Origin of the sequence: Paraburkholderia sp. FT54 (genome assembly GCF_031585635.1) — a bacterium.
In the GTDB taxonomy this organism is placed as follows: domain Bacteria; phylum Pseudomonadota; class Gammaproteobacteria; order Burkholderiales; family Burkholderiaceae; genus Paraburkholderia.
In genome coordinates, this window is sequence record NZ_CP134195.1 from 1,336,127 (window position 1) to 1,358,895 (window position 22,769).

At 60.6% G+C, this 22,769-nt stretch carries 25 protein-coding genes and 1 pseudogene; 14 read left to right on the top strand and 12 right to left on the bottom strand.

All coding sequences use genetic code 11. The annotated features are described in order from the left end of the window. The first annotated feature begins 2 nt into the window (after nt 1-2). Nucleotides 3-770 (top strand): hypothetical protein, encoded by a 768-nt coding sequence (locus tag RI103_RS06355; RefSeq protein WP_310814523.1) that lies wholly within the window; start codon nt 3-5, stop codon nt 768-770. On the opposite strand, the gene RI103_RS06360 is transcribed toward RI103_RS06355, so the two are convergent. Together RI103_RS06360 and RI103_RS06365 are read right to left on the bottom strand one after the other, a co-directional pair. Continuing rightward, nucleotides 767-1,807: an acyltransferase gene (locus tag RI103_RS06360; RefSeq protein WP_310814524.1), complete on the bottom strand. Its 1,041-nt coding sequence runs from the start codon at nt 1,805-1,807 to the stop codon at nt 767-769. The two genes, RI103_RS06355 and RI103_RS06360, sit on opposite strands and share 4 nt — an antisense overlap. 234 nt (nt 1,808-2,041) lie before the next feature. Beyond that, nucleotides 2,042-2,326, bottom strand: coding sequence for an XRE family transcriptional regulator (locus RI103_RS06365; protein WP_310814525.1), 285 nt, complete (start codon nt 2,324-2,326; stop codon nt 2,042-2,044). A 181-nt stretch (nt 2,327-2,507) separates the two neighbouring features. Here RI103_RS06365 and RI103_RS06370 point away from each other — a divergent pair, with 181 nt between their 5' ends. The 6 genes from RI103_RS06370 to RI103_RS06395 all read left to right on the top strand — a co-directional run bounded on the left by RI103_RS06370 (nt 2,508) and on the right by RI103_RS06395 (nt 5,148). Continuing rightward, on the top strand, nt 2,508-2,867 hold the full coding sequence (locus RI103_RS06370; protein WP_310814526.1) for a hypothetical protein: 360 nt from the start codon (nt 2,508-2,510) through the stop codon (nt 2,865-2,867). 110 nt (nt 2,868-2,977) lie between these two features. Further along, nucleotides 2,978-3,436, top strand: coding sequence for a glycoside hydrolase family 19 protein (locus RI103_RS06375; RefSeq protein WP_310814528.1), 459 nt, complete (start codon nt 2,978-2,980; stop codon nt 3,434-3,436). A gap of 83 nt (nt 3,437-3,519) precedes the next feature. Then, nucleotides 3,520-4,005, top strand: coding sequence for a hypothetical protein (locus RI103_RS06380; protein WP_310814529.1), 486 nt, complete (start codon nt 3,520-3,522; stop codon nt 4,003-4,005). Between the two features lie 8 nt (nt 4,006-4,013). Beyond that, complete coding sequence (locus RI103_RS06385; protein WP_310814530.1) at nt 4,014-4,232, top strand: hypothetical protein; 219 nt, start codon at nt 4,014-4,016, stop codon at nt 4,230-4,232. A gap of 41 nt (nt 4,233-4,273) precedes the next feature. Beyond that, on the top strand, nt 4,274-4,771 hold the full coding sequence (locus RI103_RS06390) for a hypothetical protein (protein ID WP_310814531.1): 498 nt from the start codon (nt 4,274-4,276) through the stop codon (nt 4,769-4,771). Next, entirely contained in the window at nt 4,768-5,148 is a 381-nt protein-coding gene (locus RI103_RS06395; RefSeq protein WP_310814533.1) for a DUF1353 domain-containing protein, read from the top strand. Before RI103_RS06390 ends, RI103_RS06395 begins: the two co-directional genes overlap by 4 nt. 99 nt (nt 5,149-5,247) lie before the next feature. On the opposite strand, the gene RI103_RS06400 is transcribed toward RI103_RS06395, so the two are convergent. Further along, complete coding sequence (locus RI103_RS06400) at nt 5,248-5,616, bottom strand: hypothetical protein (protein ID WP_310814534.1); 369 nt, start codon at nt 5,614-5,616, stop codon at nt 5,248-5,250. Nucleotides 5,617-6,136: 520 nt separating this feature from the next. Between RI103_RS06400 and RI103_RS06405 the strand changes: the two genes are divergently transcribed. Further along, nucleotides 6,137-6,787: an SOS response-associated peptidase family protein gene (locus RI103_RS06405; protein ID WP_310814535.1), complete on the top strand. Its 651-nt coding sequence runs from the start codon at nt 6,137-6,139 to the stop codon at nt 6,785-6,787. A gap of 8 nt (nt 6,788-6,795) precedes the next feature. Here the strand turns inward: RI103_RS06405 and RI103_RS06410 are convergent, their stop codons facing one another. Both RI103_RS06410 and RI103_RS06415 read right to left on the bottom strand, forming a co-directional pair. After that, the gene (locus RI103_RS06410) at nt 6,796-7,260 is read right to left on the bottom strand and encodes a hypothetical protein (RefSeq protein WP_310814536.1); all 465 of its coding nucleotides are present in this window, start codon (nt 7,258-7,260) and stop codon (nt 6,796-6,798) included. 883 nt (nt 7,261-8,143) lie between these two features. Next, nucleotides 8,144-8,968: an IclR family transcriptional regulator gene (locus RI103_RS06415; RefSeq protein WP_310814537.1), complete on the bottom strand. Its 825-nt coding sequence runs from the start codon at nt 8,966-8,968 to the stop codon at nt 8,144-8,146. Between the two features lie 153 nt (nt 8,969-9,121). Here RI103_RS06415 and RI103_RS06420 point away from each other — a divergent pair, with 153 nt between their 5' ends. From RI103_RS06420 to RI103_RS06435, 4 genes are read left to right on the top strand one after another with little or no spacing between them, the layout of a single operon-like run. Then, entirely contained in the window at nt 9,122-9,886 is a 765-nt protein-coding gene (locus RI103_RS06420) for an ABC transporter substrate-binding protein (RefSeq protein ID WP_310814538.1), read from the top strand. Between the two features lie 29 nt (nt 9,887-9,915). Further along, nucleotides 9,916-10,572: an amino acid ABC transporter permease gene (locus tag RI103_RS06425; RefSeq protein ID WP_310814539.1), complete on the top strand. Its 657-nt coding sequence runs from the start codon at nt 9,916-9,918 to the stop codon at nt 10,570-10,572. Beyond that, nucleotides 10,569-11,315 carry an amino acid ABC transporter ATP-binding protein gene (locus RI103_RS06430; protein WP_310814540.1) on the top strand — a complete coding sequence of 249 codons (747 nt, stop codon included), beginning with the start codon at nt 10,569-10,571 and terminating at the stop codon, nt 11,313-11,315. The genes RI103_RS06425 and RI103_RS06430 overlap by 4 nt, the downstream gene beginning before the upstream one ends. Before the next feature lie 8 nt (nt 11,316-11,323). Continuing rightward, nucleotides 11,324-12,622 carry an FAD-binding oxidoreductase gene (locus RI103_RS06435; protein WP_310814541.1) on the top strand — a complete coding sequence of 433 codons (1,299 nt, stop codon included), beginning with the start codon at nt 11,324-11,326 and terminating at the stop codon, nt 12,620-12,622. A gap of 28 nt (nt 12,623-12,650) precedes the next feature. Here the strand turns inward: RI103_RS06435 and RI103_RS06440 are convergent, their stop codons facing one another. From RI103_RS06440 to RI103_RS06450, 3 genes and pseudogenes are all read right to left on the bottom strand, one after another. After that, entirely contained in the window at nt 12,651-13,391 is a 741-nt protein-coding gene (locus RI103_RS06440) for a pyridoxal-phosphate dependent enzyme (RefSeq protein ID WP_310814542.1), read from the bottom strand. A gap of 89 nt (nt 13,392-13,480) precedes the next feature. Next, a complete protein-coding gene (locus RI103_RS06445; RefSeq protein ID WP_310815185.1) occupies nt 13,481-14,812 on the bottom strand; it encodes a cytochrome P450 in 1,332 nt (443 codons plus the stop codon). A 225-nt stretch (nt 14,813-15,037) separates the two neighbouring features. Next, nucleotides 15,038-15,274: pseudogene (locus tag RI103_RS06450) on the bottom strand (Rieske (2Fe-2S) protein); the annotation flags it as partial. A gap of 552 nt (nt 15,275-15,826) precedes the next feature. On the opposite strand from RI103_RS06450, the gene bfr reads away from it, so the two are divergent. Then, nucleotides 15,827-16,303 carry a bacterioferritin gene (bfr, locus tag RI103_RS06455; protein ID WP_310814543.1) on the top strand — a complete coding sequence of 159 codons (477 nt, stop codon included), beginning with the start codon at nt 15,827-15,829 and terminating at the stop codon, nt 16,301-16,303. 158 nt (nt 16,304-16,461) lie between these two features. Here the strand turns inward: bfr and RI103_RS06460 are convergent, their stop codons facing one another. From RI103_RS06460 to RI103_RS06475, 4 genes are all read right to left on the bottom strand, one after another. Further along, the gene (locus RI103_RS06460) at nt 16,462-16,935 is read right to left on the bottom strand and encodes a MarR family transcriptional regulator (protein WP_310814544.1); all 474 of its coding nucleotides are present in this window, start codon (nt 16,933-16,935) and stop codon (nt 16,462-16,464) included. 146 nt (nt 16,936-17,081) lie between these two features. Further along, on the bottom strand, nt 17,082-18,212 hold the full coding sequence (locus RI103_RS06465; RefSeq protein WP_310814545.1) for an acyl-CoA dehydrogenase: 1,131 nt from the start codon (nt 18,210-18,212) through the stop codon (nt 17,082-17,084). 12 nt (nt 18,213-18,224) lie between these two features. Continuing rightward, complete coding sequence (locus RI103_RS06470) at nt 18,225-19,433, bottom strand: acyl-CoA dehydrogenase family protein (RefSeq protein WP_310814547.1); 1,209 nt, start codon at nt 19,431-19,433, stop codon at nt 18,225-18,227. Nucleotides 19,434-19,519: 86 nt separating this feature from the next. After that, the gene (locus RI103_RS06475) at nt 19,520-21,640 is read right to left on the bottom strand and encodes a 3-hydroxyacyl-CoA dehydrogenase NAD-binding domain-containing protein (protein ID WP_310814548.1); all 2,121 of its coding nucleotides are present in this window, start codon (nt 21,638-21,640) and stop codon (nt 19,520-19,522) included. A gap of 140 nt (nt 21,641-21,780) precedes the next feature. On the opposite strand from RI103_RS06475, the gene RI103_RS06480 reads away from it, so the two are divergent. Next, nucleotides 21,781-22,689: a LysR family transcriptional regulator gene (locus tag RI103_RS06480; RefSeq protein ID WP_310814549.1), complete on the top strand. Its 909-nt coding sequence runs from the start codon at nt 21,781-21,783 to the stop codon at nt 22,687-22,689. Nucleotides 22,690-22,769: the final 80 nt, after the last annotated feature.

Genomic DNA, 22,769 nt, shown 5'->3' on the forward strand with positions numbered 1-22,769 from the left:
AGATGAAAAAGGTACTGTTTATTTTTGCTGCGTTGCTGTCGTTTGGTGCAAATGCAACCACCTATGTGCCGGTGCAACTGCTCAATCCGACCGGGTCAGCGGCAGGTCAAGCCCTTGTCTCGTCGGGCTCATCGAGCGCACCTGCATGGGCTGCTATCGTCAATTCGGTGTCGGGTCGCACGGGTGCGATCACGCTTGGGGTAGCAGACGTAAGTGGCGCTGCGTCGACGAGCGGTAGCCTCTCGCAGTTCGCCACAACGACCAGTGCACAGTTGGCGGGCGTTCTGTCAGATGAGACTGGCAGCGGATCGGCAGTCTTCAACAACTCGCCGACCATCAATACGCCGACCATCAATGGCGTGACGAATGGAAGCTCAGCGGCGGCTGGCAGTATCGGCGAGTATCCATCGCCGACAAATCTTTCGAATGTGTCGCTCACAAATGTGACGCCAGCGAATTGTGCGAGCGTCGCTCTATCTGCTGGCGAATGGGATGTATCGGGGGTAGTTGCGTTTGTGCCGGCCGCGTCGACAGTTATTACGGCCCAGTACGTTTCGATCAACACGACGTCCGCGACGCTGGGGTCGTTCGGATCCGAGACTGCAATACTTGGATCTATTTCGGCTGGCTCCGGTAGCACACAGATACCATCGCCTACTGTGCGACTCAACGTTTCATCGTCTTCGACAGCCTATCTCATCGGACAGGCTGCCTTCACAACGAGCACATTGACGTGTAGCGGGTTTATACGCGCGCGACGCGTTCACTAGGCCGCTGGCTGTGTGGGGAAATCGCTGGCGTCGTTCTTGGCTACATGACTGCCTTTAAGGATCTTCGACGACCAGCGATGCCCGATGGTGTTCAGCTGCTTTTCAAATAGGTGCCAGCTCGCTTCGGCGAAGCCGATCGTGAGCAGGACTAGCAGCAGAATTAGCGATACGTGCCGGGAAATTGCCCCGTGTGTGGCATTGTTCAGGAACGGATAGACAAGCCACATGATCGGGTGCCAGATATATATCCCGTAGCTCACCTTGCCGAAATGGACCAAAATATGGTTCGAGAATACCCGGTCGACCACTGATCCGTTTAGCATGGCAACGCCAACCAGTCCTGCAAATAGCAAATTGGCAATAGGCATCTGCGAGATAAATGCGGACGTCTGGAGGAATTCCCTTCCGAAGGACTGTCCAACATAGACGGTGCAGCCAAAAGCGAGCGCCATTTTTGCGAAAAACGCAAAATCAGGCCTCTTCGTCATGCAGAAGAGAATGCCGCCAAGCAGGAAGGCATCCGCGCGCCCCGTCAGCAGGAATCCCGGATTGGCAAATCCGGAATACCTTGCGACCACTTCCTGTAACAGGTAGAGCGCCGCAGTAGCGATGATGAGTGCCGGCAGAAGTCGTCGACGGAACGCCCAGACGAAAAACGGGAAGATCAGATAGAACTGCATCTCCACTGCAAGAGACCAGTAGTGGCCTACGTCCGGAAACCACTCGCCTGTCCTTGCAGTGTAGATGTTGGACGTAAAGGTCAGGTTGTACTCGAAGAAGCCTTTGGGCAAGGGCTCAGTCGACAACAAAGCTACCACGGCGAGCGCAAAAAAAGCTAGCGGGATGATGCGGACCGTCCGGGCGACGAGGAACGCAGCAAAACCCGCCATGAATCTGTCGGTCGCAAAATATTTCTCCGACAGCAACTTTGTAATTAGAAAGCCGCTCAGCACGAAGAAGATGTGGACGCCTATCACTGCCCAGTCAATGCCCAACTTGCGAAGGATGGAATCGCCAGGCGCGTAGTGCGTGATCATCACGCAAGCCACGGCTAGCGTCCTCAGCCCATCTAGAGATGTTATGTGGCTATTTTGTGTCGTCATCGTAATGGGCTAGCGGATCTGGTTCTTGTCAAGGCAACAGGGCGAGATTCTATCGCACTCTACGTCACGCTCGATTCGCCGATCAAACCCGATATTTCGGCATTAGCAGATCGGCTCTGACCCAGTGATATTCGCGCGCGGCCGCAGCGCAACAGCCAAGCGACATAGCTACGGCTGCGGCCCTCCATCCGGAGCCGGGCTGAACTCGGCCCCGACCTGGCGCATCCTTTCGAAGATGCGCTCGAGGGTTGCTTCGTCCAATTCGAGCTGCGCCATCATAGTGAATAGCATCTGCGCGCTCATCGGCCGCGGATCGCGCGGGTTGGTGTACTTGCGCCAGTGCTGGTCGCCCGCAAGCCAACACAGATCCGCCATTTGCTTGCCCGTGAGACCGAGACCCGCCTTCAGGTCGGCAAGGTCTTTGGCGGGAGGATGTTTGTAATGAATGGGCATAGCTGGGCACGTGTCGCGCGCGAAATGTGAGCTTCATGATCGTCCTTTCGGGATAAGCGGGACTCGCGAATGCGTTTCCCTATAGATACGACGATAGCCCTAACAGGGCTAGTCGTCAAGTAGCAAAACAACGTTCGATAAACAGCCGCCTGGGAGCGGCTTTTTTTATTTCCGGGGATCCATGGAAGCCAAAGACATGCTCAGCCTGCCGGACGATGAGTTTCGAGCTCACGTCGTTGAATACCTGGTTGTTCACGATGCAGCGATCGCCGAGAACACTGCAGTGACGCGCAATGTCGCGACGACAGCCAATCAGGTCGCAGAGGACACAGCGCTTATTCGCAGCATTCTGAGCGACGTTGCCGCGGGCGCGCGGTTCATGTGTCGCTTGGCGGCTGCTTGGCGGTTCTTTCAGAAACAGGTGTTCATTCCCATTGTCTTGCCCGTGTTGGGGCTCTACGGACTCTGGTTCTACACGCAGTTCCATCGGTTCCCCGGTTGGCTCGCTGACTGCTTCAAATTCCTGATGGCGGCTCTATGAACCTCACTGCTCCCATCGTTGCCGCGGGGTGCGGATCGACCGTCATGCGCGCATCGCAGTGGGTGCAGCCGCTTCAGGCCGCGTGCGACAAGTATGGAATCGCCACGCCGTTGAGCGTTGCCGCCTTCCTCGCGACTGTCGGCGTCGAGTCGGCGCGGCTGGTCTTCACGAAAGAGATCTGGGGGCCGACGCTTGCGCAGACGGCATACGAGCCGCCGTCGAAGAAGGCGAGCGAACTGGGCAACACGCAGCCCGGCGATGGTCTGCGATTCTGCGGCCGCGGCCTGATCCAAATCACCGGCCGGCGCAATTACACGCTTGCGGCCCTCGGTCTTGACCTCGATCTACTCAATCACCCTGAGCTGCTTGAGCAGCCGACTAACGCCGCAATGTCTGCGGCTTGGTACTGGTTCAATCGAAAGCTCTGCGCGCTCGCCGATACTGGTGACTTCCTTGGCGTGTCGCGCGCGGTGAACCTCGGCAGCGCCACGTCGAAAGCAACCCCGAACGGCTATTCCGAACGGCTGGCGCTGTACGGGACTGCAAAGAAAGCGCTCGGCATCATTTAGCTGCCACACGAATATCTGACGTTTATTCGTCTCACGAATATTTATCTAATACAGCCTGCGGGCTGTTTTTTTACGCCTATCACATGACTGACGTTACCCAGATCCACGAAGAGAAAGAGACGTTGACCGTCGACGTCAACATCCCAGGCCATGAGCCGCGCAAGACGACGGCGCTGTTCGAACGCACGCGCAAGGCGCTGATCTCGCGCGCCGGTGGCCGCTGCTTCATCTGCAACGCGACGGCAGAGGAGAGCGGCCATCCGCTCGAGGCGCATCACCACCCGATCGAGCGCTCGTTCGCCGAGATGATCGATTGGGACCGCTTCAAGTTCGATGCGCAGGCCGGCGTATGGGGTGAAGCGATCAAGGCATTCGACTGGGACAACTTCACCGATTGGACCCAGTTCGTCGACGACATGACGGTCAACGGCATGTTGCTTTGCAAGGCGCATCACATTGGAAAAGACGAAGGCATGCATGCGCTTCCCTTCCCGATCTGGATTGCGCAGAAGTACGGCAAGGAGGGCTACCAGTTCTCGGCCGTCGAAGTCATCCACCACGCAGCATAGGAGCATCCATGACACAAAACTCAGCAGTCGTCACCGGCGGCGTCGCAATCTCGACCGCCACCCTCATGCCCGCAGTTGAGTGGGCGCTCGGTCTGGCGCTTCATGTGCCGGTGCCGGCGAGCGTTTCGTCGCTCGTCGCTGGCGTGCTGGCCGCCGGCGCGCACGCTGCGATCAACTACGTCGCCGCGCGCATCGCCGCCAAGCAAGCCACCGCACCCGCGCAGTAACCATCTCGCCGCGCCCGCGGCACAACTCCGAAGGAAATTCCATGAAGAAGCTCATGCTGCTTGCGGCAGGTCTTGTCCTGTCCATCGCTTTTGCTGGGTGTGCTGCGCCGGGCGCCGCAACCCAGACTCCGGCCCAACTCGTCGCAACCCTGCAGGTGAAGGCGCAGAAGGTCTGCACTGTCAGCGTTCCTTTCCTCGCGTCGATGTCGGCGATGAAGTCGCAGCTTTCGGCCGATGCGCAAGGCTACCTGGTTACCGCGTCGGACAAGGTCGGCGCAGCATGCACGAAGGTGGCGAACGCGGGATCTGACACAGCTGTCACGACGATCTCGACGACCAACATCAGCGCGCTCGTCAATGACGGCGTGCCTGCGCTCGTCAAGGTGATCGACGCGTCGAGCTGGGATCAGAAAGCCAAGGATGCTGCCGAGATCGCATTGACCGCCGCGCAGCTCGCGGTGACGACTGCGCTCGCGGACGATGTGGCCGCGCCGGCGATCGTTGTTCCTGACCCGGCAAGTGGAGCGATCGGATCGTGAGCGCATTCCTAACCGAATTGCAGATGGAGAATGCGACCGGAAAGGATGACGGGCACTGGCGGTTGATCGCACCGCTCGTCTATCAATCCGACGTCGCCGGCATGACCTTCACGGTGTCGACCGGCTTCATCACCGACCTTGCGTCAGTGCCGCGCGTGCCGATCGCCTACCTGCTGGCCGGCGGCACGTCGAACGAGGCGAGCGTGGTTCACGACTTTCTGTACTCCACGCACCCTGTACCGCGCAACGTTGCCGACGCAGTGCTGCGCGAGGCATCGGCTATCACCGGTGTGCCTGCATGGCGCCGGTGGCTGATGTGGGTCGGCGTGCGGATCGGTGGTGGCGGATCGCATTGGAATGGCGCGGCGCCGGCCTGACCTATGCGGCGCTGGCTATCTTCGTGCTGGTCGGCGCCCATTGGCGCACATCAATCCATCTCGCCTCCGGCCTTTTTCACCGCACGCCGAGCCCCCGCATCAGTCGCCCCGAGTTTCTGCTGCCGTGGTATCCGCTTTGGCCTCCATCTTTTTGGGGGACACCCACTTGAAACCGGTCATGGTTTCGTTATCAAAGACACATTCGACCGCTGCCGATTCCGAATAGGTCTTGGTCGTGAGCAGTGTCTTAGGTTTGGCCTTCAGTTCCACCTCATAGGTCGCCTCGACGACAACTCGGATTCCATTGTGACTAACCGCCGTGCGCTTCACCGTGATGGCAGGCTCTTGCGTCGGGTATGTTTCTAGCATTCTCGCCTCGCATTGCTTTCCGTTGCGATAGCCGACGCCGCAGGCGCTCAAACCGACGACGGATGCGAGGAGAACTGCGCGAATAATTATTGTTTTCATAAGTGTTCAACAGAAATTTGCGCGCAGTTTACAGCAAAGCCGGGCGCTACCCCTCCAATTCCTTCATGACGTACATTAATCAATCCCTTCTGCGGCCATTTTTTCGCCACTCGTCTAGCCGCCGCATCATCTTGGACGTGAGTTCCTCCTGCCGCGGCGTCGGTGGATCTGTCAGGCACGGCTCCGCGTCTAACTCCCGCTCGAAACACTCCCACACGCTCCCAGCCACGTAGGCACTGCCTTGCTTGCCAATCATCCTGCGGATCTGGTCTGCGCGCAGAATCGTTGATCGCAGACGATGAATCTCCTGCAGCAAGCGAAGCACGGTAGGGGTGGGCTCACGGTCATAAATCTCGGCCAGTTCGGCGGCGGTAAGCGGCGGTCGGTGACGCATGGTGGCATGTAGATACTGTATGGATATACAGTATAGCCAGGACTTTGCTATCTGCATCTGGCACTATTGTGGAACCGCTCTAAGGAGGCCGCCATGTGCACAAACTACGAACCGGCCCAGCTCGACTTGTTCGAAGCGTTCACCGAGTTTCCGGTCCCACAGTTCGAATATCCGCGAGAGACGTACAAGGATTACGTCGCGCCGATCCTGCGAATGAGCGGTGCTGCACGCAGCACGGATCCGGCCACCTTCGCGATGGTTCCGCGCAAGCGCATCCCGCCGGGCGTGAAGGTATTCGACACGATGAATGCGCGCGCCGAGTCGGTGGGAGAGAAGCGCAGCTACAGCGCCGCCTGGAAGAAGCTGCAGCTGTGCCTGATCCCGTGCATCTCGTTCTACGAGCCGAACTACGAGACGGGAAAGCCGGTGCGCTGGAGCATAGGAGTGGAGGGCGGCCGGCCGTTCGCGATCGCGGGGCTCTGGCGCGCATGGGAGGATCCGGACGGCGTTTCGCTCTCGTTCACTATGCTCACCGTGAACGCCAACGAGCATCCGCTCATGAAGCGGTTTCACCGGCCGGGCGACGAGAAGCGCTCAGTCGTGATCCTGCGCCCGGAAGAATACGACGACTGGCTCGGTGCGCGCAGCACCGACGAGGCTCGCTCATTCCTGAACCTATTTCCTGCTGATCAGATGGCGGCGACTGCTGCGCCTAAGCCGCCAAAGACCGCAGTCTCGAAGCTTGACGACAAATCTCAGGGATCGCTGCTCGGCTAGGCGAGAACTCAGAGTATTTTTGCTAACGCTGGATGCACAAACGGCCAGCCGCCGGCGCAAAACATTATGAATGCGCTCCAGCCGCCGAACTCAGCTATCAAAAATCCTGGCCGACCGCTTTTTAGCGGATCCAGTGCCTGTTTGGCGTCTAACTCTCCCGTGTCCAATTTTTTTATTCTGTCGGCGATCTCCGAGCGGTCAGAAATGTGGCCGCGCGAATTTGCATACATATTGAGCAACGCACAAATCAAGCCGACTGCGAAGAACGCGGCCGCCGGGTAATTCCCAAGATAGATCTTGGCAGCGTTCTCACTTGCATAAATCGCAGATACGCCAGCAAGTCCGCCGCTGTTCACGATGGCGAGTGTTCTGACCGTTTCAAGATTCCAACCTTGAAACGCTTCGAGCGAATCGGCGTGCCATTTAACCATCGCTTCTCGCACGAGTGCCCGTAATTGATCCTGTTCGTTCATGGGTTTTTTTCTGTCTAATATTGAAATGATGAAGTCCGTACTAAGCGTCTTTGAATCGCGCAATTTTTAGGCAGGCATTAGACACGAAATCCGGAGCGTCCATAATAATGCGGCTCACGTGTGAGTGAAACCCCGCATGGGGTGCAGGTGGTCGGAGGTTCAAATCCTCTCGCCCCGACCAAAGAAATCAAGGCCTTACAAGCAATGCTTGTAAGGCCTTTTTCTATTTCTGGCGTCGGTTACCGTCGGGTTACCGGATCGAGCGGCTCAATCTGTCGCCGGCGGCGGGTAGCTATCGGGTTAGTGCGGTCAAATATTCGTCGGCGTTTTGCGCGCAGGACATGGGCTCAAGGCGACCGCACTTCGGCGGCGAGGCAGCCCATATAACCCTTCAATCCCTTGGGCCTATCCACTCCCCGAAGCCCGCACACTATTTTCGATCACGGCTGAAGAGGCGCACGAACGAATGCGAAGCAAAAGGCGGTGTGACTCTCCGCAGGTTGTCCGGACGTGAACCCTGCTCAAAAAAGCGCTTAAGAATCCATAATGATTTTGAAATCAAAACGGCGTCGGGCGCACAGTGTGTCAAAAAGAAAGTCCACTGAATAATAAAAACCGGCGTTCGTTTTGTTTTTAGGCTTGGCGGATCGTAGTCTCTTGGTCACAGTGGCTTAGTCCTGCCGATATCGAACGTGTCGCTACCTCGGGTTTTCGCATGAGCCGTCGCCAGCATTGCCCGAATAGGTCGCGCGCCGGAGCGAGGCCGAAGGAGGGATGGCGTTCGCGTCACCTTCTGTTTCCGAGCGCCGAGGCGCAAACCGTCACATGACGGTAAGCAGCCTCTTGCGCGGTTCCACGCTCCCGCACGGCGCTCGCATCTCAGTCAGACCAGCGTCCTGATGGAACTACTAATGCCACGCGCGCAATCGATCACCGCGGGCGCCAGCCGCGCTTCCGCTTCCGCCAGCGTCCAGCGGCTCGTGGGCGCGACGACGTGAACCGCACCGACAGGCCGACGCTCTCCATCGAGCACGGCTGCCGCAATCGTCATATCGCCGATGAATAACTCCTCGCGGTTGGACGCATAGCCATTGCGCCGTCCATTCGCAAGACGCGTCTCGATCTCCTCGAGATCCGTGACGGTGTATTGCGTGTGTGTCACGCGGTTGCTGGCCACCAGCAGCGCGCGTGACTCGTCTTCCGGCAGCGCCGCGAGATAGGCCCGCCCCGACGCCGTGCAGTACATGGGAATACGGCTGCCGATGGGCATATGAATCGGTACAAACTTCATGCAAACGAAGCGCGCGACGTAGACCATGTCGACGCCATCCGGCTCAGTCAGATTAGTCGTCTCCCCAGTGACATTGGTGAGTTCGGACAGAAACGGGTTGGCGACATCGATCAGCGTGTCCGCCGCAAGATAGTTGAAACCGATTTGCATCACACGCGGCGCCAACTGATACCGCTTCGTACGCGGATGCTTTCTCACATAGCCGAGTTTCTCCAGCGTGTAGATCATGCGCTGCGCAGAGCTTTTGGTGATGGACGTCGCTTCGGCGACTTCCGGCAACGTCATCGACCGGCGCTGTGCGCTGAATGCGCGCAGCACCGCGATTCCCTTCTCCAGCGACTGATTGAACAGCGCATCCGGCGTTTCATCCGGCTCCGGAAGCGCTTCCGGCCGCGCGTCGGGCGTCTTGCGTGTCATGGAATTACCCAATTGTTTAGCTCTGAGATCGAGACTAGCATATCGAATATCGATACGCAATTTACGGTAATCGATATTTTTGATTCGAATATCATGATCCGACTGATGGTTGCCGATATTCCCATCGGCCCTCGCCTACCCGTGGAGAGACTCATGTTCCAGTTCGCCAAACGCTTCGCCAGTGTCTTTGCAACAGGATTGCTGCTCGCCGGTGCGCCAGCCTGGTCTGTGGCCGCGACTACCTATGAGGTCGGCTCGACGGCTACCGGAGTGCCGTTCACCTTCCTCGACGTGAAGAGCAATTCGATTCAGGGACTGCTCGTCGATGCAATTACCGCAACAGGCAAGGCGGCAGGATTCGATGTGAAGATCGAGCAGACCACGTTCTCGTCGCTGATTCCGTCGCTGACCACCAAAAAGATCGACATTATTTCGGCAGCCATGCTGAAGACGCCGGCGCGCGAGCAGGTGGTCGATTTCTCCGACACGGTCTATTCGTATGGCGAAGGCCTGATCGTACGCGCCGACGACAAAGGCCAGTACACATCAATGGACGATCTCAAGGGCGAGATCGTCGGCGCGCAGGTCGGCACCGCTTTCGTCGACGCCTTGAACAAGAAGGGCATCTTCAAGGAAGTGCGCACCTATGACTCCGTTGCCGACATCATGCGGGACGTCGCGCTTGGCCGCATCAAGGCGGGTTTCGGCGACCATCCGATCATTGCGTACCAGCTTCAGCACAATCCGAATCCGCAACTGCGTCTGGTCAGCGGCTATCAACCTTCGGTGAAAGGCCAATTGTGTTTCGTCGTGCGCAAGGGCGACACGGTCACGCTGGAGCAGTTGAATGCCGGCATCAAGAAGATCAAGGCCGACGGCACGCTGACGCAGATCGTCAAGAAGTGGCAGGTGGAGTGACGCCGTCTTCAGAATAAGGATCGCCCGCCATGTTCTTCCAGAACGCCGTCGAATTCCTGCCGATCCTGCTGAAGGGCGCGGTCGTCACGATCGAGATCACTTTCTGCTCGTTCATTCTGAGCACCGTGCTCGGTCTGGTGCTCGCGCTGATGCGCGTGTCCGAGAACCGCATCGTTTCGAACGCGGCCGCCACGTTTATCAACGTGATTCGCGGACTGCCGATCATCGTTCAGCTCTTCTATATCTACTTCGTGCTGCCGGATCTCGGCGTGCAGCTGTCGGCATTCCAGGCCGGCTTCATCGGGCTCGGCATCGCGTACTCGGTGTATCAGGCAGAGAATTTCCGCGCGGGCATTCAGGCGATCGATCACGGGCAGATCGAAGCGGCACAGTCCATCGGCATGCGCGGCGCAATGATCATGCGGCGCGTGGTGTTGCCGCAGGCGTTCAGGATTGCTCTGCCGCCGTACGGCAATACGCTCGTGATGATGCTCAAGGATTCGTCGCTCGCCTCGACGATCACGGTCGCGGAAATGACGCGTGCCGGGCAACTCATTGCATCGTCGACGTTTCAGAACATGACGGTCTTCACGCTGGTCGCGCTGCTTTATCTCGGGCTCAGCCTGCCGCTCGTCTATGGGTTGCGGCGGCTCGAACGCCGCCTCGGATTGAAGGGAAAACGATGATCAAGGTCGACTCGATCCACAAGCGCTTTCACGATCAGCACGTGCTGAAGGGCGTCAGTCTGAATGTCGAACGCGGCCAGGTCGTGTGTCTGATCGGCCCGTCGGGTTCGGGCAAATCCACGCTTCTGCGCTGCATCAACGGACTCGAGCGGCATGATGCGGGCGCGATCACCGTCGAGGGTTGCACGGTCGACGCGAAGTCGAAACAGATCCACGAACTGCGTGCACAGGTGGGCATGGTGTTCCAGCGCTTCAATCTGTTTCCCCATCGCACGGCACTGGAAAACGTGGTCGAGGGACCGGTGTTCGTCAGGAAAGAAGTGCGCGCGCGGGCACGCGAGCGGGCGCGGCATCTGCTCGACAAGGTCGGTCTCGCGCATCGGATGAATGCTTATCCCGCGGAAATGTCGGGTGGTCAGCAACAGCGCGTGGCAATTGCGCGCGCCCTGGCCATGGAGCCGAAAGCGATCCTCTTCGACGAACCCACCTCGGCGCTCGATCCGGAATTGGTCGGCGAAGTGCTCGGCGTGATGCGCCAGCTTGCCGACGACGGCATGACGATGATCGTCGTCACGCATGAAATGGCGTTCGCGCGCGAAGTGGCCGACCGTGTGTGTTTTCTTCACGACGGCGCGATCCATGAAGAAGGCAGCGCGGCCGAGTTGTTCGACCATCCGCGCCACGCTCGCACGCGCGAGTTTCTCGGCAAGATGCCCGCGCCGGCCGCAGCCCATCGGATCTGAATACCATCATGAGCCTGGTTGAAGTTGAAGTTGCAAAACCGCTGCCTCCGTCTCTCTGGGCAGCAACGGCGGAACCCGCGATTCAGGCGCCGCCGCTCGACGATTCGATTACCGTTGACGTGGCGATTGTCGGCGCCGGCTATACCGGTTTGTCGACAGCGCTGCATCTGGCGGAGCAGGGCGTGCGCGTCTGCGTGATCGACGCCAACGAGCCCGGTTGGGGAGCGTCCGGCCGCAATGGCGGCCAGGTCATTCCCGGCCTGAAATACGATCCCGATGAACTCATCCGACGCTACGGCCCGCGCGACGGCGACGCGCTCGTGCAAATGGCGGGCGGCGCAGCGGATACGGTCTTCGATCTGGTCGCGCGCTACGGCATACGTTGCGACGCCAGACGCGCGGGCTGGATCCAGCCGACCCATTCGCAAAAATTGCTAGATACGCTGCACGCCCGGGCGCGGCAGTGGGAATCGCGCGGCGCGCCGGTCGAACTGCTCGACCACGCGCAGTTATCGCAGCGACTCGGCACGGACGCGTTTGTCGGCGGCTGGGTCGATCGGCGCGCGGGCAGCGTGCAACCGTTGAGCTACGCGCGCGGCCTCGCGCGCGCGGCGCAAGCGGCGGGCGCCTCGATTCACGGCGGAACCCGGGCCGCGAGTGTCGAGCGTGGCGTGCACGGGTGGCGCATTCGCACGGCGAGCGGTCCGGTCATCGAGGCGAAACAGGTGCTGCTCGCCACCAACGGCTATACCGACGGGCTTTGGCCGCGTCTTGCGCAATCGGTGATAGCGGCAAACAGCTTCATTGTCGCGACGAAGCCGCTGCCGAGCGAAGTCGGCGCAACGATTCTGCCCGGTGGCGAAGTGGCTTCCGACTCGCGGCGCCTGCTGCTGTACTTTCGCAAGGACGCGGAGGGACGTCTGCTGATGGGCGGCCGTGGGCCATTTCGGGAACCTCGCGGCGCAGGGGATTGGGCGCATCTCGAGCGCGCCGCGCAGTTAGTGTTTCCACAGCTGCAGGGCATCGAATACGAATACCGATGGGCGGGCCGCATCGCCATTACGCGAAATTTTTTGCCGCACGTGCATGTGCCGGCGGAAGGCATGACTATCGCGCTCGGCTACAACGGACGCGGCATCGCCATGGCGACGACGTTAGGAAAGCGTCTGGCCGCGCTTATCGCTGGGACAACACGCGACTTGCCGCTTCCGCCGACTGCGATCGAGCCGGTTCCGTTGCATGCGTTGCAGCGGTTTTATATCAGCGCGGGGGTGGCGTGGTATGCGTTACTCGACGCGCTTTCGTGAGCGCGCCGTTCAGCTTCGGTCCAATGTTCTATTCATAGTCGCGAATCCGCGACGGCATGAGATACGCCGATCGATCGTCATTCAGCACTGAAGCCAGAACATGCAAATCGATGCGGCCCCCAGTCAGTACAGCGGCAATGCCTTTGCCGGCAAAGTAAGGATGGCGGGCTGCGGCAAGCGCGACCGCGCCCTCGACAACCAGGTGATTGTTTTTCGCCAGACACCGGATGGCCTCAGCCGTGTCCTCGAGCGTCGATACGATGACGCCGTCCACCAACGCATTGAGGTACGGCCAATTTGCGTCGAGCACAGTCGAGACACCAATGCCCGCGACCATGGGAGTCGAGTCGACCGGCACTTCGACGATAGCGCCGGCCGCGAGAGAAGAATAGAAAGGAGCCGCCGCCTCGCTCTCGCACGCAAACAACTTCGCGCGCGAGTCCCAATACGCGCATGCCAGCGCAATACCCATGGTCAGTCCTCCGCCTCCGAAGGGTACGAGTATCACTTCGACGTCCGGGAGGTCTTCCAATATCTCCCGTCCGATCGTCGCGTCCCCGACGACCACGTCGCGACACGCACACGGATGCAGAAACGTACGGGTTTCGCCGGCGGGTATTTCACCGCATAGTATTGCCCACCATCGTTCGTAGCTGACTTCGATCACCTGGGCACCCAGCGTGCGAAGTGCCTCGATCTTGCTCCTCGCCGCCGTATCGGTGACGTACACTCTGACGTCCGCGCCTCGAACCCCCGTTGCTTCGGTCACATCAAGGGCGAAGTTCCCGGTCCTCGCGTTTGCATATGTTCAAGGGATTGGCGCGCGCGGAAAGGGTCCGACTTGCACTGATGAATTGACTAGGCGCGCCGACGAAGTTCGACGCGCAGGTTTTGCGGCATCATCGAAAACGCGAACACTTCTTCTACCTCGGGCGCGTCTTTGACCCGCAACAGATCGAAGTTGCGGCACAGCATGGCCACGGCCGATCTCACTTCCATCAAGGCGAGGCTGCGTCCCGGACACAGGCGTGGCCCTGAGCCGAACGGCATGAAACCCGCTCGATGATGACTGGCGGCGCTCACGCCAGTGAGCCAGCGGTCCGGGTCGAAGACGCCCGCCGCCGAGTCGCCTCCTTGCTGCAGTCCAGCCTCGCGGGTCAATAACGACAGCACCGCCCCCTTCGGGATCGCAATGTCGCCGACATGGACGTCGTAATTCGGCTCGACTGCGAGAACGGGCGTAGCGGATTTGAGCCGCATGGCTTCGTTGATTACCGCGTTCAGATAGGGGAGAGTGTCGGCCACGTCGAAATCTTCGAGCATCGTCGCGTGTCCGATAACGGCATCGACTTCCTCCTGCATCTTGCGCTGCACGTCCGGAAGAATGGACATGAAATGCGCAACCCAGGCGATGGTGTTTGCCGTCGTGTCCTGTCCGGCCAACAGTATCGTGAACACGTTGGCCAGCACTTCGTCGTCTGTCAGCGGCGCCTCTCCCTCCTGTTGCGCCATGAGGAGTGCCTCGAGCAGGTTCGCGGGAATCGCGTCCGCCTCTGACCGTTGCGCTAGCCGCGCACGGTTGGCGGCAATCAGTTCTTTCGTTAGCGTCTGAACGGCGCTCAACGCGCGATCCAGCACTTTGTCGGCGGGTAGCTTGAGGTCGTGCCAATAGGGGATGGGTGCATTGATTCGCCGGTTGATGGTCGGAAGTATGACTTCGAGATGTTGCTGGATGACCTCGCCCTCGATGGTGTCCATGTCATATCCAAACGCAAGATTCGTCGTGACGTCCACCGTATAACGCATCAGGTCCTTCTGAATATCGACGGATCGCTGATCGCGAGCCGCGCTCTCCCAGCGTTGCAGCAATCGCCGTGTCATCTCGCACAGTGACGGAAAGAAGGCACGCAGATGCAAGGGATCCAGCGCTTTGACGACGAGTTGTCGTTGCCTTCGCCACGTCTCGCCTTCCGTGGAAAACACGCCATTGATGCCCAACTCCCGCGCAACCGTTTCGATCGCGTTCCAGCGCCGAAAAGCGCCGGGTCGATCCCGCAAGACTTGAGTGATGAGAATCGGATCAGCGATCGCAACGAAAGGACGGCCGATCAGCCTGAACGTGTACACGGGGCCGAACTCCCGGCACCATTGTTCCAGCACGAGGTGCAGCCGCTCAGGCTGGAGCTGCAATGTATTGCCTCGAAACGGAACACGTTTTGGGCCAGGAAGCTGAGAAAGCGGCCCCACGGAAGACGCGCGGGGCAGTGTGGTCCCGTCTGCGGCGCAGCGCTGTGCATTCCACGCACGCACCTCGTTGCGGTCCACTGTCACTTCGCCATCGTCGACGACGGCTTCGAATCTCTTCAGATTCGAAGGACTCAGTCCTTGACTGCAGCCTGACGAACAATTGAACTGCCAACCGTGCGCCCTGCATGTCAACAGGCCATCTTTGACTGTGCCCTCGGAGAGGGGAGTGCCCTGGTGCGGACAGTGGCCCTGAAAAATCGAAATGGCGTTGGCCTGCCTGAGAACGAGCAAATCGATTCCGTCGATGTTCACCGCGTTGACGCTGCTGTCCTCGAGATCTTTTGTGCGAGCAATCACGACCGTGTCTGGGGAGCCCGCTCGTGCCGTCTTAGGACCTGCGTTCATTCGCTCGCTCCTTCACGCGAGACCGGCATGGTTTCATCCACGGCACGAAACGTGAGAGTCAGTTTCCGCGGCGTGTCGACGGCGATCACTCTTGCGTTGCAGCGTGCAAGCAGGTTCCTGCACAGCGTGAAGAAGCAGGCGCATTCATGTAAGCGCGCACCTTATTCAATTGGCGTTGTGAGCGCGCATCCGGGCGGAAATCCCAGTCCGGGTCTGTGCGACGGGCGACTCGCAATGCATGCTTGCGCCCCCGCATAGTGACGGAGGTCGCTTATCAAACCATACTAGCCCGTTATCCAGGGGAGCCAAGCACTCTATCTAGTGTCATGCCGCCTTTTCGTTGGGACGGCGTTGCCGGCGCATCCTCTGCCGTAACTCGTTGATAACGATTCTCATTTTTCGCCTGACCAGTTCGATGCGCTATGCTGGGATAACGGCAATAAACGTAAGACGTGAGGGCGGTTCAGCGTTGGTGCAACGCACCGAAGAACCTGCCGGACCAATCATCCTTCGCCGGCACCGGGGTCTTCGCACACGAAACAGGGAGGTCATATGCAAGGCGACCCAAAGGTCCTGGAATACCTGAACTCGCAACTGAAGAACGAACTGACCGCGATCAATCAGTATTTCCTGCACGCTCGCATGTACGAGCATTGGGGCCTCGACAAGCTCGGCAAGCATGAATATGACGAATCCATTGGCGAGATGAAGCACGCCGATCTGCTGATCGAGCGCATCTTCATGCTGAACGGCCTGCCCAATCTGCAAGACCTCCACAAGCTGCTGATCGGCGAAGAAACCAAAGAGATCATGGAGTGCGATCTGAAGCTGGAACAGATCTCGCAGTCCACCTGCAAGGAGGCCATCGTCTATTGCGAATCGGTTCGCGACTTCGTCTCGCGGGAGATATTGACCCATATTCTCGACGACACCGAAGAACATATCGATTGGCTCGAGACCAATCTGGAGTTGATCGACAAGGTCGGAATCCAGAACTATCTGCAATCGGGGATGGATTCGCCGGAGTGAGTACGCTTTATCGAGCGGCCACCGACCTGAGCGCCACCGCGCTGGTCTGAGCGTGAGGCGCCCGGTGCAAAAGGGGCTGCCCAATGTCAGCCGTGCCACTGGGTTGGCGGTTTTTCCACCGCCTGCTGCGCATGATCGGGCGAGTGGGTGTTCGGCGATCAGTCCACCGCCACGTTGCTGATCTGGTGCACATCCGCAAGCTTGCTCAACAGGCTTCGAAGCGTGGCCTGCTCGTCAGCGTCCAGTACGCTAAAGAAGTGGCCGTCGTTTTCATCCGCGATTGTCGCGAGATCGGGCAGCGCGCGTCTTCCTTGCGATGTCAGTGAAAGGAACTGCACACGATTGTCCTCTTCGCTCGTCGTGCGCGAGATCCATTTCTTCTCTTGCAGCTTGTCCAGAACCTTCGAGATCGCGCCGCGCGTCATGCCCATCGCGCCCGCGAGTCTCGCCGGCGTCATGTCCGCCCACCTCTGGATCTGATTGAGGGCGACCCATTCGGCTACCGATACGCTGCGCTCCTGCAATGCGCGAGCGAAGTTGCCTGAGACATGATTGGAGACGAGCCTCAGCCAGTAACCCAAATGGATTTCCAGGGCGGGCGAGGATTGCACCGATGTTTTCTGCTTGCGCACGACCTCTACCTCGGCTATCGATTGACTTCCACGGAAATCATTGTGGTTTCCATGGAAAGTCATGTCAAGGTATCTTCGGGCGCGCAGCGTAGCCGTCGATGACGATCGCTCACCACAGCCTGTTGTGCGGTTTTACCTCGTATCGCCTATTCCCGTCCCAGCGCGACGAACCGTTCGAGATGATGGTCCTCGTCGCCGAGCTGATGATCGATCATCACGAGGCGCTTCGCGTAGTGCGCGAGCGGCAGCTCCCACGTCATGCCGATCCCGCCATGCAACTGAATGCACTCCTGCGCGACTAGCGCGCCGATCCGCCCAATGCTGTACTTGGCCGCCGACACTGCGCGCTCCCGTACCTTGCGTTCGGCCTCGAGCGCGGCAGCCGCATTGATCACCGCCGAGCGAGCCTGCTCGATTTCCAGCAGCAAATCAGCCATGCGATGCTGCAACGCCTGAAAGCTGCCGATTGGCACGCCGAACTGTTTGCGGGTGCGCAGATACTCGAGCGTGTAGTCCTTGGCGACATCCATTGCGCCGACGGCTTCCGAACACAGAGCCAGTATGCCGCAGCCAATCGCATATTCGAGCGTCGCGAAGCCCGCGTCCGCTGTGCCGAGCAGGGCGTCATCGTTCAGCGTGACGTTGTCGAACGTCACTTCGGCCGCACGACCGCCGTCGATCCTGGGATAGCCTCGCACGCTGACGCCGGCCGCATCGCGCGGCACGAGAAAGAGCGTCACGCCTGCTTCGCTATCGTCGTCGCCGCTCGTGCGCGCCGAGACCAGAAAGAGCGAAGCGTGCTCGCCTTGCTGAACCACGGCTTTCGAGCCGTTCAGTCGCCACGTATCGCCGCTGCGCTGCGCACGCGTCGTCACGCGGGACAGTTCGTAATGGCCGTCCGGCTCGCCGTGCGCGAGCGCAACGATCCGCGAGCCGTCGATCAATTCGCCGAGCGCGGTTTTTTGCGCCGCATTGCCGCTCCGCGCAACGGCGCGGCCGACGATCAGCGTATCGAGAAACGGTTCGACCACGAGACCGCGGCCGAGGCTCTCGAACACCACGGCGATATCGAAACCGCCGCCGCCAAAACCGCCGTCCGCCTCATCGAAGAGTGCGCCGATAATGCCGAGTTCGGCGAAGCGATGCCACAGATCACGGCTGAAACCTTCCGCGGACTGCGCGATCCTGTCGCGCGTCGTGAACCCATATTGCTCGACGACAAACCGGTTGAGCGTGTCCGCCAGCATGCGGCGGTCTTCGGTGTGCTGGAAATTCATGACGTGCGCCCCTTACAGTCCCAGAATCATTTTGGAAATGATGTTCTTCTGGATTTCATTCGATCCGCCAAAGATCGACAGCTTGCGATTATTGAAGTAGAGCGAAGCGGCACTCGCGGCTTCGTCGGGTCCGACCGGCGTGCCTTCGTAGCCGTCGTGCAAGGCTTCTTCGACGAACGGTTGCGCGTACGGACCCATCGCACGGCGTGTGAGCGACGAGATTTCCTGACGGATCTCGGTGCCGCGAATCTTCAGCATCGAGCTTTCGGCGCCGGGCACGCCACCGCCCGCCACTGCAGCGATCACGCGCAGGTTGGTGGTCTTCATGTTCTCCAGATCGATTTCGACACGCGCCATGCGTGCCGCGAACGCCGGGTCTTGCGCGAGCGGCCGGCCGTTGCGCCGCTGCTTCGCGGCGATCTTGCGCAGCCGGTTGAACGCGGCCACCGAGAAGCCGACGCCCGCGATATTGGTGCGCTCGTACGTGAGCAGATATTTGGCGTAGGTCCAGCCCTTGTTCTCTTCGCCGACCAGGTTCTCGACCGGCACGCGTACGTCGGTGAAAAACACTTCGTTGACTTCGTGCTCGCCGTCGAGCGTGATGATCGGCCGCACTTCGACACCCGGCGTCTTCATGTCGATCAGCAGGAAGCTGATGCCTTCCTGTTTGCGCACGTCGGTGGCGCTGCGCACGAGGCAGAAGATCATGTTCGCGTAGTGGCCGAGCGTGGTCCACGTCTTCTGGCCGTTGACAATGTAATGCTCGCCCTGCGCATCCATGCCGCGCACCGCGGTGGTTTTGACCGACGCGAGATCGGAGCCGGCGCCCGGTTCCGAATAGCCCTGGCACCACCAGTCGGAGCCGTCGAGAATACGCGGCAGCCAATGGCGTTTTTGCGCTTCGCTGCCGTATTTGATCAGCACCGGACCGAGCATATTGACGCCGAACGGCACCACGCGCGGCGCGCCGGCCAGCGCGCATTCGTTTTCGAAGATGAATTTCTGCACTGCGTTCCAACCGGGGCCGCCGTACTCTTGCGGCCAGTGGTTGGCGAGCCAGCCCTGCGCGTTGAGAATGGCATGCCACTCGGCCATGTCGTCGCGCGTGAGACGGCGGCCGCCGTGCACCTTGTCGGCGAGCCGCTGCGGGAGCTTATCGCGCAAAAAGGCCTGCACGTCGGTGCGGAAGGCTTCTTCCTCGGGAGTGAAGTTCAGATCCATGGCGAGTGTTCCGGAAAGGGTTGGGCGGCCGGCGCGCGCAGGGTGGGGCCGGCCATCACGATGCCTGTCGATGATGATGCGCCGTTTCAGACGCCCTGGTTCAGGCTCGCGAAATCGGCGCCGCGTTCCACCAGTTCGACCAGCAACGGCGACGGCTTCCAGAAGAGCGGGTCTTCTTTGGCAAATTCGCGGATGTCGGCAAGGATCTTCGGCAGGCCGACCGTGTCCGCGTACTTCATCGGACCGCCGCGATAGCGCGGAAAGCCGTAGCCGTACAGGAAGGTCACGTCGACGTCCAGCGGCCGCAGCGCGATTCGCTCGTGCACGACGTTCGCGCCTTCGTTGATCATCGCAGCCATATAGCGGCGCATGATCTCTTCGTCGGTGAAGCTGCGCGGCGTGATGCCGGCGCGTGCGCGTTCGGCGTCGATGATCGCCTCGACTTCCGGATCGGGCGCGCCGCTGCGCGATCCTTCGGGATACAGATAAAAGCCGTGCCCGGTCTTCTGGCCGAACCAGCCGCGCTCGCACAGGCGGTCGGCGATCTGCACATAACGTGCGGCCGGATTGCGGGTGGGCGCGCGCCGCTTGCGTGCCGCCCAGCCGATGTCGCCGCCCGCCAGATCCACCACCTGGAACGGTCCCATCGGAAAGCCGAAGGCGCGCACGGCCGCGTCGATCTGATAGGGCGACGCACCGTCTTCCATCATGGCGTCGGCGGCGCTGCGATATACGGCCAGCACGCGGTTGCCGATGAAGCCGTCGCACACGCCCGCGCGCACCGGCGTCTTGCGCAACTTTTTCGCGAGCTCGAACGCGGTGGCGACCACGTCGGCGCTGACCTGTTTCGGCACCACCACTTCCAGCAGCTTCATGATGTTGGCGGGCGAGAAGAAGTGCAGGCCGATCACGTCGGCGGGGCGCGAAATGCTCGCCGCGATTGCGTCGATGTCGAGATACGACGTGTTGGTCGCGAGCACGGCGCCCGTTTTGCAGACGCGATCGAGTTCGGCGAACACGGCCTGTTTGACGGCGAGGTCTTCGAATACGGCTTCGATCACGAGATCGGTGTCGGCGAGCGCATCGTACGAGGTGCTGCCGCTCCAGCGCGCGAGGAGCGCCGCTTTCTTCTCCGCGCTCATGCGGCCCTTGGCGATCAGGCCGTCGTAGACTTTCTCGATGTGCGCGCGGCCGCGTGCGAGCGAGGCGTCGTCGCGTTCGATCATCGTCACCGGCAAGCCCGCGTCGAGCACCGCGACGGCGATGCCCGCGCCCATCGTGCCGCCGCCCACCACGCCGATCGTGGTCAGCGCGCGCGGTTTGGCATCGCGCGTTTCGGGTGCCTTGAGCACTTCGCGCTCGGCAAAGAAAGCGTGAATCAGGCCGGCGCGCTGCGGGCTGTCGATGCATTCGAGGAACAGTTTGCGTTCGACTCGCAGACCGTCGTCGAAAGGCTGTTCGATGGCGGCCTCGACGGCGTCGACGATTTTCAGCGGCGAGAACAGACCACGCGATTTCTTCGCGGTTTCCGCGCGCGCCGTGGCGACGGCGGCGAGACTCGCGGCGCGGTCGCCGAGCGCCGCGGCGTCGCGCGTGCGGCGCACCGGCGCGTGCGCGGACAGCAACTCGTGCACGTAGGCAAGCCCTTCGGCGAGGATGTCGTCGCTGTTGCCGAGCCGATCGATCAGACCCAGCGCCAGCGCTTCCTTCGCGCCGACGTGGCGGCCGCTCAGGATCAGATCGAGCGCAGCCTGCGCGCCGATCAAACGCGGCGTGCGCTGCGTCCCGCCCGCGCCCGGCAACAGGCCGAGTTGCACTTCAGGCAGGCCGAGCTTCGCGCCGTCGACGGCAAGCCGGTAATGCGCCGCGAGCGCCACTTCCAGACCGCCGCCGAGCGCCGCGCCGTGAATCGCGGCGACCACCGGCTTCGCGCAGGCTTCGATGCGGTTGCACACGTCCGGTAGCGATGGCGGCACCGGCGGCTTGCCGAACTCGCGAATGTCCGCGCCGGCGATGAAATTGCGGCCCGCGCCGATGATCAGCACCGCTTCCACGGCCTGGTCGGCGTCCGCGGCTTCGATGGCCTGGAGCAGGCCGCGGCGCACGTCGGCGGAAAGCGCGTTCACCGGCGCGTGGTCGATGGTGACGAGCAGCACCTTGCCGCGCAATTCGCGCGTCACAACGTCGGCCGAAGGATGGGGGGTCATGTCGTCTCCTGATTGTGATCGGATGCATGGCAGAGCATGCCGGGTCTGGCGAATGTTGCGATTGTGGGTCGGTCAAGGTTTATTGACAATCACATGGACAGTTGACAGACTGTCAAAGTATCTTTGACAAAGGCGCCGCCATGGACGTCAATTCCCTGACCTTGCTGGTGGACATTCTGGACGCGGGCAATCTCAGCGAGGCCGCGCGCCGGCTGAAAATGAGCCGCGCGAACGTGAGCTACCATCTGAACCAGCTCGAGCGCTCGATCGGGCTGCAACTGGTGAGGCGCACGACGCGCCGGGTCGAGCCGACCGAGATCGGCCTGCAGCTCTACGAACACGGCCGCACGATCCAGAACGCGTTGCTCGCCGCGCGCGAATCCGTCACCACGCTCGGGCAAAGCCTGCAGGGCCGCGTGCGGCTGAGTGTGCCGAGCGGTTACGGGCAGCTCGTCATGTCGGACTGGTTGATCGCGTTCAAGCGGCTCTATCCGGGCATCGTGCTGGACGTGATGTTCGAGAACCGCGTCGAAGACCTGATGCGCGACGAAGTCGATATCGCCGTGCGCGTGATGTCCGAGCCGCCGCAAAACCTGGTCGCACGCGACATGGGGCCGGTGAGGTATGTGGCGTGTGCGTCGCCGGACTTTGCGGAAAGACACGGCATGCCGCGGCAACTCGACGACCTGCGCACCGCGCCGCTGATTACCGCGGCGGTGGTCGGAAGGCAACTACGCGTGGCCGCTTACCTGCGCGACGAACGGCATGAAGTGCTGCTGGAGCCGACCATCATCTCCGAAAACTTTCTGTTTTTGCGGCAGGCGGTGCTCGCCGGGCTGGGTGTGGGTCTCGTGCCGGACTACCTGGTGCAGGACGATCTGCGCCGTGGCGACGTGATGACCGCGCTCGACGAATGGCGCTTGAGCATTTTCGGCACGCATATGTACATGTTGTATATGCCGAACCGGCATCACACGCGCGCGGCTTCGACATTCATCGATTTCATTTTGCAGCAGGCGCACGGTGCGGGCAGAGGATTGCCTGCATGATCGGCTGCGGCAAAGAAGTTTGCTCGAGATTCTTCTAGGCGGCGAAAGGTGCGGTGGTTCGTTTTGCGCCGTGCGCGGTA